Source organism: Photobacterium aphoticum (assembly GCF_001029435.1).
Classification (GTDB): Bacteria; Pseudomonadota; Gammaproteobacteria; order Enterobacterales; family Vibrionaceae; genus Photobacterium; species Photobacterium aphoticum.
Genome location: NZ_LDOV01000049.1, coordinates 1 through 14,664, shown reverse-complemented (window position 1 = coordinate 14,664; position 14,664 = coordinate 1). Strand labels below are relative to the sequence as shown.

Annotated in this window: 14 protein-coding genes; 10 read left to right on the top strand and 4 right to left on the bottom strand. The window is 48.9% G+C overall.

Annotated features, from left to right (window positions below; genetic code table 11):
• Positions 1–182 precede the first annotated feature (182 nt).
• The 6 genes from truA to purF all read left to right on the top strand — a co-directional run bounded on the left by truA (position 183) and on the right by purF (position 6,504).
• Positions 183–968 carry a tRNA pseudouridine(38-40) synthase TruA gene (gene truA / locus ABT58_RS21965; protein WP_047876581.1) on the top strand — a complete coding sequence of 262 codons (786 nt, stop codon included), beginning with the start codon at positions 183–185 and terminating at the stop codon, positions 966–968.
• Positions 969–1,228: 260 nt separating this feature from the next.
• On the top strand, positions 1,229–2,158 hold the full coding sequence (gene accD, locus ABT58_RS21960) for an acetyl-CoA carboxylase, carboxyltransferase subunit beta (RefSeq protein ID WP_047876580.1): 930 nt from the start codon (positions 1,229–1,231) through the stop codon (positions 2,156–2,158).
• A gap of 177 nt (positions 2,159–2,335) precedes the next feature.
• On the top strand, positions 2,336–3,613 hold the full coding sequence (folC, locus tag ABT58_RS21955) for a bifunctional tetrahydrofolate synthase/dihydrofolate synthase (RefSeq protein WP_047876579.1): 1,278 nt from the start codon (positions 2,336–2,338) through the stop codon (positions 3,611–3,613).
• A 58-nt stretch (positions 3,614–3,671) separates the two neighbouring features.
• A complete protein-coding gene (locus tag ABT58_RS21950; RefSeq protein ID WP_047876578.1) occupies positions 3,672–4,283 on the top strand; it encodes an SPOR domain-containing protein in 612 nt (203 codons plus the stop codon).
• 64 nt (positions 4,284–4,347) lie between these two features.
• Positions 4,348–4,839, top strand: coding sequence for a colicin V production protein (cvpA, locus tag ABT58_RS21945; protein WP_047876582.1), 492 nt, complete (start codon positions 4,348–4,350; stop codon positions 4,837–4,839).
• A 147-nt stretch (positions 4,840–4,986) separates the two neighbouring features.
• Complete coding sequence (gene purF, locus ABT58_RS21940) at positions 4,987–6,504, top strand: amidophosphoribosyltransferase (RefSeq protein ID WP_047876577.1); 1,518 nt, start codon at positions 4,987–4,989, stop codon at positions 6,502–6,504.
• Positions 6,505–6,611: 107 nt separating this feature from the next.
• On the opposite strand, the gene ABT58_RS21935 is transcribed toward purF, so the two are convergent.
• Positions 6,612–7,211 carry a Yip1 family protein gene (locus tag ABT58_RS21935; protein WP_047876576.1) on the bottom strand — a complete coding sequence of 200 codons (600 nt, stop codon included), beginning with the start codon at positions 7,209–7,211 and terminating at the stop codon, positions 6,612–6,614.
• A gap of 236 nt (positions 7,212–7,447) precedes the next feature.
• A complete protein-coding gene (locus ABT58_RS21930; RefSeq protein ID WP_047876575.1) occupies positions 7,448–8,323 on the bottom strand; it encodes a LysR family transcriptional regulator in 876 nt (291 codons plus the stop codon).
• Positions 8,324–8,656: 333 nt separating this feature from the next.
• On the opposite strand from ABT58_RS21930, the gene ABT58_RS21925 reads away from it, so the two are divergent.
• Entirely contained in the window at positions 8,657–9,700 is a 1,044-nt protein-coding gene (locus ABT58_RS21925; protein WP_047876574.1) for a response regulator, read from the top strand.
• A gap of 194 nt (positions 9,701–9,894) precedes the next feature.
• Here ABT58_RS21925 and ABT58_RS21920 read toward each other — a convergent pair whose 3' ends face one another.
• Positions 9,895–11,286 (bottom strand): peptide MFS transporter, encoded by a 1,392-nt coding sequence (locus ABT58_RS21920; protein ID WP_047876573.1) that lies wholly within the window; start codon positions 11,284–11,286, stop codon positions 9,895–9,897.
• Between the two features lie 447 nt (positions 11,287–11,733).
• Here ABT58_RS21920 and rfaH point away from each other — a divergent pair, with 447 nt between their 5' ends.
• Together rfaH and galU are read left to right on the top strand one after the other, a co-directional pair.
• A complete protein-coding gene (rfaH, locus tag ABT58_RS21915) occupies positions 11,734–12,234 on the top strand; it encodes a transcription/translation regulatory transformer protein RfaH (protein ID WP_047876572.1) in 501 nt (166 codons plus the stop codon).
• Between the two features lie 119 nt (positions 12,235–12,353).
• Positions 12,354–13,262: a UTP--glucose-1-phosphate uridylyltransferase GalU gene (gene galU / locus ABT58_RS21910; RefSeq protein ID WP_107205106.1), complete on the top strand. Its 909-nt coding sequence runs from the start codon at positions 12,354–12,356 to the stop codon at positions 13,260–13,262.
• A 141-nt stretch (positions 13,263–13,403) separates the two neighbouring features.
• Here the strand turns inward: galU and folD are convergent, their stop codons facing one another.
• Complete coding sequence (gene folD, locus ABT58_RS21905) at positions 13,404–14,264, bottom strand: bifunctional methylenetetrahydrofolate dehydrogenase/methenyltetrahydrofolate cyclohydrolase FolD (protein ID WP_047876570.1); 861 nt, start codon at positions 14,262–14,264, stop codon at positions 13,404–13,406.
• On the opposite strand from folD, the gene ABT58_RS21900 reads away from it, so the two are divergent.
• Positions 14,263–14,487, top strand: coding sequence for a hypothetical protein (locus ABT58_RS21900; RefSeq protein ID WP_047876569.1), 225 nt, complete (start codon positions 14,263–14,265; stop codon positions 14,485–14,487). The two genes, folD and ABT58_RS21900, sit on opposite strands and share 2 nt — an antisense overlap.
• Positions 14,488–14,664 lie beyond the last annotated feature (177 nt).

Below are 14,664 nucleotides of genomic sequence, written 5' to 3'. Positions count from 1 at the left end.
ATACGACTCACCCCACAGAACCACAGAACCACAGAACCACAGAACCACAGAACCACAGAACCACAGAACCACAGAACCCGAGGGCGGCTCTTCCGCGTCCCTTTAATCTCGCCCCTCTATCCCCTATAATCCTTTCTCTTTTATCCATGGCCTTTGGCCGCCAGTAAAATACGAAGTGAATTATGCGAATAGCGTTAGGTATTGAGTACGACGGTACAAAATACTCCGGTTGGCAGCGTCAGAGCCACGCAGACAGCGTGCAAGAGCGTTTAGAGAAAGCCTTAAGTAAAATTGCCAACCATCCGGTAGAAGTGCAGTGTGCTGGTCGTACTGACGCAGGGGTACACGGTACCGGTCAGGTGGTGCATTTTGATACCGACATGAGCCGTAAAATGGTGGCATGGACCATGGGGGCGAACGCCAACCTGCCTAAAGATATCGCTGTACGTTGGGCGGCGGAAGTGAATGATGATTTCCACGCGCGCTTTACCGCGACAGCGCGTCGCTACCGTTACATCATTTATAACCATGCGTTACGTCCGGCCATTTTGGGCAGTGGTGTCAGCCATTATCATGGCGAGCTGGATGAGAAAGCCATGCATGAAGGCGCGCAATACCTGCTGGGTGAGCGTGACTTTACCTCTTTCCGTGCGGCGCATTGTCAGTCTCGCAGTCCATGGCGCAACATGATGCACATTAACGTGTCACGCCAGGGCCATTTTGTGATCATTGATATTAAAGCCAATGCGTTTGTCCATCACATGGTGCGTAATATTACGGGTAGCCTGATCAAAGTCGGTCATGGTGAAGAAAAGCCGGAATGGATGCAGTGGCTCATGGAGCAAAAAGACCGCTCATTAGCCGGTGCAACGGCCAAAGCAGAAGGCTTGTACCTGGTGGATGTGGATTACCCGGCGGAATTTGGTTTACCGCGAGCGCCATTGGGGCCGCTGTTTTTGCCGGATTAAGCATGTTGGTCAGGTGAGGGATGGCGAATGCGTGGTCATTATCGTCTTGATTAGACGCTAATTCATTATCGCTGAAACGCACATTTTGATGTGGCTTGAGTATACTACAACTCATAGTACCAGTTTTTTATCCACAGACTGGCAAGTTTGTGCTTTAATTCCATCTCGAAAAATTAACGAATTTGTAATTCCCTGCTGCTAAGGCCCGAGAATCGCTTGGCGAACGGCTCAGCAGGGAGTGAAAACAGAAAAGGTCATTCATGAGCTGGCTGGAAAAGATCCTTACAAAAAGCAATATTGTCTCCTCTCGCAAGGCCTCAATCCCGGAAGGGGTATGGACGAAGTGTACGTCATGCGAGCAAGTGCTTTATCACGCCGATCTAGAACGTAACCTGGAAGTTTGCCCGAAATGTGACCATCACATGCGCATGAAAGCGCGTCGCCGTCTGGAAACATTTTTGGATGCCGAAGGCCAGGTAGAATTAGCCGCTGAACTTGAGCCTCAAGATAAGCTGAAGTTCCGCGATTCAAAGAAATACAAAGACCGTCTGTCTGCGGCGCAAAAAGCCAGCGGCGAGAAAGATGCCCTTGTAGTGATGCAAGGTACCTTGCTGGAGCTGCCATTGGTGGCTTGTGCGTTTGAATTCTCGTTCATGGGCGGTTCTATGGGCTCGGTGGTTGGCGCGAAATTCGTGCGTGCCGTCGATGCTGCGATTGAAAACAACTGTGCCTTGGTGTGTTTCTCAGCCAGTGGCGGCGCACGTATGCAAGAAGCCTTGATGTCTTTGATGCAGATGGCAAAAACCAGTGCAGCATTGGAGCGTCTGTCAGCTAAAGGCCTGCCATTCATTTCGGTACTGACTGACCCAACGATGGGCGGTGTGTCCGCGAGTTTAGCGATGCTGGGCGATATCAATATCGGTGAGCCAAAAGCGCTGATCGGTTTTGCAGGCCAGCGTGTTATCGAGCAAACTGTACGTGAGAAGCTGCCAGAAGGCTTCCAGCGCAGTGAGTTCCTGCTTGAGCACGGTGCGATTGATATGATCGTTGACCGCCGTGAAATGCGTCAGCGTATTGGTGGTTTGGTGGCGAAAATGACGCATGCCACATCACCAATGGTTGTGCCAGTGAAAGCGCCAGTCGTTGAAGTTGAAACCGACAAGGTAGACATCAGCAAAGCGGACGACTGATCTGCACGGTGATTGACGATGTCATCACTGATCAGAAAACAGAAAAAGCAAACGGGACTTCGGTCCCGTTTGTCGTTTTTGGGCTTAATCCGGCTTTATTCGTGCAAGGCGGTTTGGGTTCGTGCCGTTCAGTGTTAAATTAGACGTTATATTGCATAACTGAAAAAATGATAACTCATGTCCGGATTGACAGCACCTCAAGCAGATTCTCCTTTGGCCTCATGGCTTTCCTACCTTGAACAACTTCATACCAGTGCCATTGATTTAGGGCTCGATCGTGTCCAGGCGGTAGCTACGCAGGCCGCGCTGACCAAGCCTGCCCCGCGTGTGATCACGGTGGCGGGAACCAATGGTAAAGGCTCGACCTGCGCCATGTTAGAAGCGATCTTGCTGGAAGCGGGTTACCGCGTTGGGGTGTACAGTTCGCCGCATTTGGTGCGTTACAACGAACGTGTTCGTGTGAATGGTCAAGAGTTACCGGATAGTGATCACAGCATGGCATTTCATGCCATTGAGCAGCAGCGTGGCGACATCAGCCTGAGTCTGTTTGAATTTGGGACGCTGGCAGGCCTTTACCTGTTCAAGCATCACCAAGTGGATGTCGTTGTACTGGAAGTTGGCCTCGGCGGTCGTCTGGATGCGACGAATATCGTGGATCATGACGTCTCTGTGATCACCAGCCTGGCGGTCGATCATGTTGATTGGCTGGGGGATGACATCAATGTGATTGGTTATGAGAAAGCCGGTATTTTCCGTGCAGATAAACCGGCCATTTGTGGTCAGCCTCAACCACCGGCCAGTGTGCCAGCCCATGCCGATGACATTGGTGCGCAGCTGTATCAGGTCGGGTATCAGTTTGATTATCAGGTTAACGGTGATCGCTGGCAGTGGCAGAGTGGGGCATTTACCTTAGATAACCTGCCGGTTCCTTCACTGCCTCTGCCAAATGCGGCGACAGCGCTCATGGCGCTGGCGACGGCAGAGTTGGATATTTCCGATGAACACATCGCCAACGGTTTAGCGAAAGCGTCATTGCCGGGGCGCATGCAGGTGGTCTCAACTTCACCGTTGGTGATCATGGATGTGGCGCACAACCCGCATTCTGCAGAGTATTTTGCTCGTCAATTGGCCCACATCAAACAGCGTGATAGCAAACAACGTATTCATGCAGTCGTCGCGATGTTGCATGACAAGGACATCGCGTCCACCGTGAAGGAAATGCACGAGATGGTGGATGTCTGGTATCCGGCGTCTCTGACCGGCCCTCGCGCAGCAAAGGCTGAGGAGATCATTGGTCATCTGGCACCGTATGTCGACGGTGACATCGTGGCGTTTGATACACCGACGGAGGCTTATGACACAGCGCTGACACAGGCAGGCCCTGAGGATATGGTAATTGTATTTGGCTCCTTCTACACTGTGGGGCAGATCACCAGCCATATTGAAGGCCAGTGACGTTAACGATAACAACATGCAGTAACACACGCAGTGAACACAACCGATAGGAGTGATTGTGGCGAGTAAATTTCAGAGTCGCTTGGTTGGCACCATTATTTTGGTTGCCATTGGGGTGATTTTTCTTCCCGATTTATTTGATGGACAAAAGCAGCACTATCAAGAGCAGTTTGCCAGCATTCCCTTAGCGCCGGAAGCAGCGGATGATGCGCAGTATGAAACGATCCCTGCGCCAGAGTTTGCCGATGTTAACCTGCCGCCAGAACCTGTCACGGTGGTGGTCGGTGAGGACAATCAGCATTCTTCGTCAGAAGGGACGTCTGAGCATGGCATTATTATGCCGCCAGAGCCTGAGTCGATCGCAGATCAGGTGGTAGAGGTTGAGCCGCAGCCGGTGGCGCCACCACAATCGGGCAATGTTGACAGTGGTTGGGTGGTACAACTGGGTGTGTTCCGTAATGCGGATAATGCACATCAGTTAGTGACGACCTTGCGCGAGAAAGGCTATCAGGCCCATGTTTTTCCTAAACAGCCAAAAGAAGGAGAGTTGGCGAGGGTAGTTGTCGGCCCGGATGTCTCAAAAGACAAGCTCACGGCAAAACTGAAAGAATTACAAAAATTAACCGGATTAAAAGGCCGATTGGTCAGATTTAATCCACTAAACCCTTAGGTAAACGTTTGCGTTCTCATTTTTTCTGTTAGAATACGCACCAACAAGACGAATACAATAAATGATGATCTGGATTGATTACGTAATTTTAGGCGTAATTGGCTTCTCCGCACTGGTCAGTTTGATCAGGGGATTTGTAAAAGAAGCCTTGTCTCTTGTGATTTGGTTTGCTGCCTTTTTTATCGCCAGTAATTTTTATACGCAACTGGCAGCCCATTTCTCGAATATTCAGGATGAAATGCTGCGAAATGGCAGTGCCATTGCAGCCTTGTTTATCTCGACATTGATTGTCGGTGCCGTGGTGAACTATGTGATTGGCCAGCTGGTGCAAAAAACCGGTTTGTCAGGCACAGACAGAGTACTCGGCGTAGTGTTTGGTGGTGTGCGTGGCGTATTGATTGTCGCCGCATTACTGTTCTTCATGGATGCCTTTACTGGGTTATCTAAGTCCGACTGGTGGAAGGAATCGCAATTGATCCCTCAGTTTGGCGTTGTGATTGAATGGTTCTTCACTTACCTCAAAGACACATCAAGCTTTTTGCCGCGCGCCCTGTAGCGAGCGGATGTAGTAAAGGCGCTGGATGGCACAGCTGAAGGCTGGCATCTGGCACCATGGAAAGCGTTTACAGCGAGGATCTGACCGCGTCAGAGACTCGCTGAATTTTAACTAAGCGACTATTAAAGCGTGACGAGGATTTAGGACATGTGTGGTATTGTCGGAATCGTGGGTTCAACCCCGGTGAACCAGTCTATCTATGATGCATTGACCGTGTTGCAGCACCGCGGCCAAGATGCTGCGGGTATTGTTACCTTAGAAAGCAATCGTTTCCGTCTCCGTAAAGCCAATGGGCTGGTGCGTGATGTGTTTGAAGCCAAACACATGCAACGTCTGCAAGGGAATGTGGGAATTGGTCATGTACGTTATCCGACCGCAGGCAGTTCCAGTGCCTCTGAAGCGCAGCCGTTTTATGTGAACTCACCCTACGGGATTTCATTGGCGCACAACGGTAACTTAACCAACGCTTCTGATATTAAAGACATTTTGTTCGAAAAAGCCCGCCGTCATGTCAACACCACCTCCGATTCTGAAATCCTCCTTAACGTCTTAGCTAACCAACTTGAACACGCCAAAACGTATCCGATCATGCCGGAAGAAATCTTCAATGCGGTGAAAGAAGTCCATCGCATGGTATCCGGCGCGTATGCTGTGGTCGCGATGGTGATTGGTCACGGTATGATTGCGTTTCGCGATCCGAAAGGGATCCGTCCATTGTGCTTGGGCAAGCGTGAAGTGGCCGGGCAGACCGAGTACATGGTAGCTTCTGAATCAGTGGCGCTGGATGCTGTCGGCTTTGATTTCATGCGCGATGTGGCACCAGGTGAAGCGATCTACATCACCTTTGACGGTCAGCTGTTTACTCAGCAGTGTGCGGACAACCCGGCATTGAACCCATGTTTGTTTGAGTTTGTGTATTTTGCCCGTCCGGATTCCTTCATTGATAAAGTCTCTGTTTACGCGGCACGTTTGTGCATGGGGCAGAAGCTGGGTGAGAAGATCAAACGTGAGTGGGGCGATCTGGATATTGATGTGGTGATCCCTATTCCTGAAACCTCATGTGACAGCGCGTTGGAAATCGCGCAAACATTGAATAAACCGTATCGCCAAGGGTTTGTGAAAAACCGTTACGTTGGCCGTACCTTTATCATGCCGGGTCAGCAAATGCGCCGTAAGTCCGTGCGCCGTAAACTCAATGCTATTCGCTCGGAGTTTAAAGATAAGAATGTGCTGCTGGTGGATGACTCCATTGTGCGCGGTACAACGTCTGAGCAGATCATTGAAATGGCCCGTGAAGCCGGCGCGCGTAAAGTGTATCTGGCATCAGCCGCACCGGAAGTGCGTTTCCCGAACGTGTACGGCATCGATATGCCATCGGCCAATGAGCTGATTGCACACGGTCGCGAAGTGGATGAGATCTGCAAGATGATCGGCGCTGATGGCCTGATTTTCCAAGATTTGTCTGACCTGGTTGAAGCGGTAGCAGAAGGCAATCCGGATATTCAGCAGTTTGAAACGTCAGTATTCAGCGGTACGTATGTGACGGCAGACATCGATCAGACGTATCTGGACTACTTGGAATCACTGCGCAGCGAAGATGCGAAAACTCAGCGTGAAATTCAGCAAGATTTAGCGAATTTGGAACTGCATAACGAAGGCGTGTAATTCAACAGCCTGATTGGCTTAGTCATCCAGATTAGCCAGCATAACAGCCCCTGAGCCAAGGTTCAGGGGCTGTTTGTTTTTGTGATGGTGAGCGAGCGACGAGCTGATTAATGCATAAATTCCGGCCCGATGCCGACATTCCAGAGAATGACCGATCCGGCAATGATGGCAACCAGCAGCACTAACCCCCCTGTCACAATGGAACTGGCATAAATAAAGCCACGCTCTTCCGGAATATGCATCAAAATGGGCACGCCGGTGTAGAGCAGATACACCGAGTAGGCTACGCCCAACAATCCTATCAACATCAAAAACCACACGTGCGGGAAGACAGCGGCCATACTGGCCATAAACAGCGGTGTGGCGGTGTAGGCTGCAAGCTCCAGTGCTTGGGTGTAGGTGGGTGATGAACCAAAGGTGTGACTCATCCAGTAGGTCAGGTAGGCCAGTGCAAATACCCCACCAATTAATGCGAAGTACATGGCAACCGACATGGCAAAAGCGCTGGATGGCGTGAGAAAGATTGGTGCGCCGACACCGATACGCCAGCCAATCAATACACTGGATAAAAAGGCAAACGTCGGAGGAAACAGGGCAATCAAAAGGATATGGCTCAGACTGCTATGAATGCCTTCATGTTCCTTGTCAATGGTGCGCCATTCTTGTTTCGGATGGGCATACAGCCCGAATAAGTGTCCCAAAATCATAGGTTGTCCTCAATAAGGTCTCCCTATTAACGTGTAGTCGGGGTTAAGGGGGTTCGCAAGGTGGGACAGGGTAAGAGGTTTTAAGCTATCACAGAGTGTTGCGGTGGTGAGACAGGTGTGCCACAGCGTGGCAGTGTGAAGCTGGAGGGGGATAATTGCCCGCTTACCGTGCTGACGTTGTATGGGCAACACGGTGAGCGGTGGGAAATACACGCGATGATCGGTGATATGCGTGATTACAGTTTGAAGTAATCGCTCGCAAATTCGATGAAGAGACGCAGTTTCTCTGGCTGATAGTCGCGGTGGTTATACATCAGATACACATCACGTTCGTTAGATGACCAGTTCTCCAAAATACGTACCAATTTGCCTGATGCAATGTAGTTTTCCAGCATTACATCCGGCATTAGCGTAATACCCAGACCGGCCATACAGGCTTTACGCACCACATTCAGTTCATTGGCCTCAAAGCGGCCACGATCGCTGACAGTGATGGTTTCACCATTGTCATCGGTCAGACGCCAGCGCATGAGCGGCTTACCTTTCAGCAGCGGATGCTGGTGCAGATCTTGTGCGTGTTTCGGCTCAGGATTGTGCTTTAAGTATTCAGGACTGACCACCAGAATGTCTTTAACGGCATTGATTTTACGCGCAATTAAAGTGGAGTCGCGTTGCGGACCGATGCGGAAAATGACATCCCAATCGGTTGGATCCAATAACTCCGGATCATTGCTCATCGACAGTTCAATATTGATGGCCGGGTGTTGTTGCATGAAGGTGTTGAGAAGAGGTTGTAGCATCACCTTGGTCAGATTAGACGGCGCGGCAATCTTCAGTTTACCGGCGGCGCCTTTGCACTCTTCGCTGATGTGCTCAGCCGTATCGACCAAACGTTGAAGAAGAGGGCTACAGTCATCATAGAATTTTTGCCCGGCTTCTGTCAGTGACAGCTTTCTGGCGTGACGGTTCAGCAAGCGAATGTTGAGACACTCTTCGAGTGCCTGAATACGTCGTGTCAGTGTGGCAACCGGCACTTGCGTTTTACGAGAGGCCGCCGTGTAACTTCCGTTCTCCACAACCATGCGGAATAAATTTAAATCGTCAAGCTTCATAACTCTACATCACTGAAAACTTATAATTGAGAATTGTATAACAAAATGTGTCAAAAGATGACGTTATCCTGATAACTTTTGCTATAAATCAAGATATCTTCATCTTTATTCCTGTCTGTTTCTCTTAGTGTTTGAAATTATTAAATTTTGAACAGGGTAACAAAACGTAACTAATTCCGGTTTAATGGCGTTTTTTGCCTGACGGCACCCTGAATCCTGCCTATGCTTTTGATACGTTAGTAAGAATTGTACGAAAATGTGCCGATCTGCCGGGGATGCCAGGGAGTGTACTGCGTCAGTGATATAAAAAAGTTGGCACAAGGGAGTGGCGTTTTGCTGGAAGATAAAGACATATTGATCGTCGAAGATGACCCGGTATTCAGAACCATGTTGGCGGGCTTTTTGAAAAGCCAAGGGTGTCATGTGCGTGAAGCCGAAGATGGGCTACAGGGGTTGCAGGCGCTCCGGGAGGGGATTCCGGATGTGCTGCTGTGCGATCTCGCGATGCCGATCCTGTCCGGCATGGAATTTGTCGAAGAAGTGTCTGTGCAATACCCAATGATCCCGGTGATCGTGATTTCAGGGACGGGCAATATGGGGGATGTGGCGACAGCATTGCGTCATGGTGTGAAAGATTTTCTGATCAAGCCGTTGGATAACATCATGGTGCTCAAATCGGCCTTGTTGTCGGTATTGAAAAGCCAGGATAGCGTGACGACACACGGCGATTTTTCCAGTCAGTGGATCAGTGTGGATGATGAAACGATCATTGATGAAGAGTTGGAATGGCACATCAAAGAGCTGAAAGCCAACCCACAAGCCGCTCGTGAGCTGTTGATGGGGTTGATGCCGCCTACGGAGTCTTCCTTAGGAGACTGGCAGTTGAATTACTGCGTATTGCAATCGGCGGATGTGTCACCCGTGCTGCTCGATTATACCTGGCAGATGAATGGTCGCTTGGCCTTTTACATGGTGGACTCCGCGACAGGCGGCGAGAACGGTACCGCCACGACGTTGCTCATCCGCGCGTTTTTTAATGATTACCTGCGTACCCGTATGACCGAACACCGCAGTTTGTCGGGCTTGATTCAGGTGATTGAAAAGGGGATGCGCCATTCCGGCTATGCGTCAAAGCTACAAGCTTTATTTGGCGTATTTGATGCCACAGATCGCACCATTACTCTGACCTCTGCCGGTTTGTCTGCACGGCTGCAGACCAGTGATGGCAGCCAATTGATCTCACGTCAGGCATGGCTGGGTGACAATGCCAGCCGTAATGACAGTGTGCGTTTACACCTTGCGTCGTCGGGCGGCCGCTTGTCTCTGTGTGAGATTGGGGCAGCGAGTTTCAGTTTGACGTTTAAGCGGAAGGGGTAGGGGCAGAAAAAAGATCCTAGTTTCTAGTATCTAGTATCTAGTGGAATTTAAAAGCAAAGGGGCGGCGAAAATGGTATTGAGTGATGTTTTTGTTTTTCTAGGTTCTCGTTTCTAGCAACTCGATACCCTTTTATTAAATACAAAAACGGAGAGCCGAGGCTCTCCGTTTTTATTATTCAACTCGATATGTCGAATTATGCTTCAACAGGCTGCGCGTTATTGTCTTCTTTCTCAACTGCTTTACCTTCTGCACCGTGCATCCAACGGATAAGTTGGTTAGAGCACAATAGCAACAGTAGACCAGAAGCCGTTGCAGCGACAGCGATACCACCGAAGATAGCCATTGGACCGGCTTCACCTACGTGGGCACCAATGATACCGGCAACGTAGTTAGCGACTGCGTTAAAGCCGAACCATGCACCCATCATCAGAGAAGCAAGGCGTAGTGGTGCCAGTTTGGTCACCATAGACAGGCCAATTGGAGACAGACATAGTTCACCCAGGGTATGGAAGAAGTACGCACCAACCAACCATAGCATTGACGTTTTCACGCTCAGATCACCGCCCTGCTCCAGGGTTGCACCTACCATGCACAGGAAGCCTGCAGCAAGGAAGAAAAGACCCATTGCAAATTTCACCGGAGAGTTCGGCTCTTTAGAACCCATCTTCACCCACAGTGAAGCAATCAGCGGTGCCAGTGTGATCACGAAGAACGGGTTCAGTGACTGGAACCAAGCCGCAGGTACTTCAAAGCTACCCAGCATACGGTCAGTGTACTGTTGAGAGTAAATGTTCATCAGGCCACCGGCTTGTTCAAAGCCCGCCCAGAAGATCACCACGAACAGACCCATGATCATGATCACTTTTAGGCGATCGCGTTCGATTTTAGTCAGTGGCTCTTGCTTACCAGAAGCGTTCATTGCTGCCGCACGTTTTGCTGCCGGTACTTTACCGATATTACCCAGTAGGCGTTCAGCAAAGATAAGCTGTGTCACCAGGCTGATCAGCATACCGATACCTGCTGTCAGGAAGCCCGCTTTCCAGCCGTATACCGCAGAAGCCGTACCAGCAATGATACCTGCTAATAGAGAGCCAAGGTTGATACCCATGTAGAAGATAGTGAATGCGCCGTCACGACGGTGATCGCCTTCTTGGTACAGGTCGCCTACCATGGTCGAAATGTTTGGCTTAAATAGACCATTACCAATGATCAACAGTGCCAGACCTGCATAAAACGCGTTAACGGCATACGGGTCGATCATGCTGTGTGGCAGGGCAAGGGTGAATTGTCCCAATGCCATCAAAATACCACCAATAATGATAGAACGACGTTGACCTAAATAGTTATCAGCAATCCAACCACCAATAAGAGGGGTAATATAAACAAGTCCAGTGTAGATGCCGTAAAGGTTCAGTGCGTCTTGTGTCGTCCAGCCCAGACCACCATCGATGGTTTTGTCTGTCAGATACAACACCAGAATGGCGCGCATCGCGTAGTACGAAAAACGTTCCCACAGTTCGGTTCCAAACAGTAAGAACAAACCTTTCGGGTGGCCTAATAAAGTACCACTTTTTAGATTGCTCATAATTATTCTCTATATTTAATTAGTTTTGTGTTTGCTAATGTGGGTTCTTTTATAAAGGACAAATTATTAAACTGCAAATGGTTACATTTGTAAAACATAACAAAAACATTGCAACCTAATGATTTATAATGACTTGTATGATTAATAGTCAATTTTGAAATGTCAGTTTTCTGTGATGAAACATCGGTGTGGCGCTGAGTAATGATTGTTTATTAGAGTTATGCGCTGAATTTGTCTTTTTTTTAGGTGTAAAGTATCGCCATTGGTGATTACTCATACTTGTTACATTTGTAAGTGAGGTAAAGGTAGGGATATAGAAAAATAGCGATAAAAGCTTAATTCTAAATAACAATCATTTACCGACTGATTATCTGTTGTGTATGGGGGCATCTCGTTTAATTTTCGGTATAATTACCAGGCAATGACAGATAAACAAATGAGGCGGAAATGAAAGATTGGTATCTAATCTATTGTAAGCGCAATGAGCAAGAGCGTGTAGTGATCAATCTGGATCGTCAAGGGGTGGAGTGTTACTACCCTCAGGTCACCGTAGAGAAACTTGTTCGTGGTAAACGGATCCAAGTCCTTGAAGCATTATTTCCTAACTATATGTTTGTTTACTTTGATCCTGAAGTTTTAAGCTATACGACAATCCGTTCAACACGTGGGGTGGTTAATTTTATTCGACAAGGGGCAAGGCCTCAGACGGTGTCCCCTGATTTAATATATGGGTTAATGATGAATGAAGATTCGGAAGAACAGCAGGCTAAATTATCCCAATTGCCAAAACCTGGCGAAATGTTGAAACTGACACAAGGGAAATTCAAAGGAATTGAGGCTATTTATCAGGAACCGGATGGTGAAAAGCGCTCATTTATGTTGATTAACTTGCTAGGCAAGCCCGTAAAAGTTAGCGTACAAAATGAAGACATTGTTAAACACGATTAGTCGATGAGGGTTGATCCTGATATTAAGTAATTGGGTATATATCTAAGTTTATGCAGTAACTTAGGTATCATGCTGAGAATTTGGTATAGTTGGCCCAAAACTTAAACATGGAACATATTATGTCTATTTCACATTCTGTTCGTAAAGCGGTGATCCCTGTCGCCGGTTTGGGCACGCGCATGTTGCCAGCAACGAAAGCCATTCCGAAAGAAATGCTGCCGATTGTCGATAAACCTCTGATTCAATATGTGGTGAATGAGTGTGTGGCGGCAGGTATCAAGGAGATCGTACTGGTTACGCACTCATCGAAGAACTCGATTGAAAACCATTTTGATACCTCTTTCGAGCTGGAAGCAACACTGGAAAAACGTGTCAAACGCCAGTTGTTGGAAGAAGTGCAGAATATCTGTCCGAAAGATGTGACTATCATGCATGTGCGTCAGGGCCAGGCGAAAGGCTTGGGTCATGCCATTTTGTGTGCACATCCATTGGTGGGTGATGAACCGTTTGCCGTCGTATTGCCCGATGTGATTTTGGACGATGTCGCGAGCGATTTGCGCCGTGAAAACATGGCCGCGATGGTTGCCGCCTTTAATGAGACGCAAATCAGCCAAGTGATGGTTGAGCCAGTTCCAATGGAAGAGGTGTCTAGCTACGGTGTAGCAGATATCGGTGGTGAAGCGCTACTACCTGGTGGTTCTGCCGCGATGACGAAGGTGGTTGAAAAGCCATCTCTGGATGAGGCTCCGTCAAACTTGGCGATTGTAGGACGTTATGTGTTGCCTGCCGAAATCTGGTCGTTGCTAGCTCGAACGCCAGTGGGTGCGGGTGATGAAATTCAGCTGACCGATGCGATTGACATGCTGATGAAAGAGCAGCAAGTGAATGCCTTCCATATGTCGGGTAAGAGCCATGACTGTGGTAGCAAGCTGGGTTACATGCAAGCGTTCGTCGAATACGGTATGCGTCACCCTGAGTTTGGTGAAGCATTTACCGCATTTTTGAAAGAGACCATGAAGCAGAAATAAGCGGCGAGACACGAGGCAGAGCAAGCTTTAAGAAGCGCTTGTTGCTTCGGTAACCGCCACTCATTAATGTTTTGTGCATAAAAAAGCGAAAGGGTTAGACCTTTCGCTTTTTTGATCCAAACTATTACTCGAACTTCGAACCTATTTATCCGCGTGGTATTGCTCACAGGCCAGAAGGGTATTTTCAATCAGTGACGCGACTGTCATAGGACCGACACCACCTGGTACAGGGGTAATATAGGCCGCTTTTTGACAGGCAATCTCGTATTCCACATCACCGGCTAATGTCCCGTCCTCTAAACGGTTGATACCCACATCGATGATCGTCGCGCCGTTTTTGATCCAATCCCCGGGAATGAAATTGGGTTTGCCGACCGCGACCACCACGATATCGGCTTGGCGAACATGGCTTTCTAGATCTTGTGTGAAGCGGTGGCAAGTGGTAGTAGTCGCGCCTGCTAATAATAATTCCAGTGTCATTGGGCGACCGACAATGTTTGAGGCGCCAACAATCACCGCGTGCTTACCCCGTACGGGTACGTTATAGCGTTCCAGCAAGGTCATGATCCCTTTCGGGGTGCATGAACGCAGCTTGGGAATGCGTTGGCACAGGCGTCCCACATTGTAAGGGTGGAAGCCGTCCACATCTTTCTCTGGATCGATATGTTCCAGCACTTTGGTGGTATCAATACCGGCTGGCAGTGGAAGTTGCACGAGGATCCCATCGATGGTGGTATCAGCGTTAAGCTCATCGATCAGTGCCAGCAATTCAGCTTCTGTGGTCGTTGCGGGGAGATCAAAGGATTTGGAGACAAACCCGACTTCTTCACACGCTTTGCGTTTGCTGCCGACGTAAATTTGTGAGGCAGGATCTTGTCCGACCAAAACAACAGCCAGCCCAGGCGCACGCAGTCTGGCCTCTACACGTGCTTTGACACGGGCAGTGACTTCTTGACGTACCGTTTGCGAGATTAGTTTTCCATCAATAATTTGAGCAGTCATGATTTTCCTTTCGGCAATCAGTGAAGAGGTACCTATCTATATTGCTGGCTGTGAGCAGGATAGGATGAAGCTGACGTTTACGTTACCGTCTGTCGCGGTTTATTTGCTGTTGCCAGAGAGAGTATCCAAGCAACGTATGTTGAATAATTGTGATGCATTGTCGCAGAAAAAGGTGATGAGTGCCACAGGCAAACGTTTGCTAATTGTGGTTTGTGAAATTTAAGTGGTGAGTTTCGAGTCATGCTGCGCGCCGAGTAACGCGTAAAAGCGGGTTGAAAAGAGTGGTCTTATGGAAGAGAAGGGCAGGGACGGGGGGCGAGTTTAAAGGGACGAGTTAAGAGCGAAAGTGCTTGCGTTTACTATGGATTTTGAAATCTTGACCACAGCACCACAGCACCAC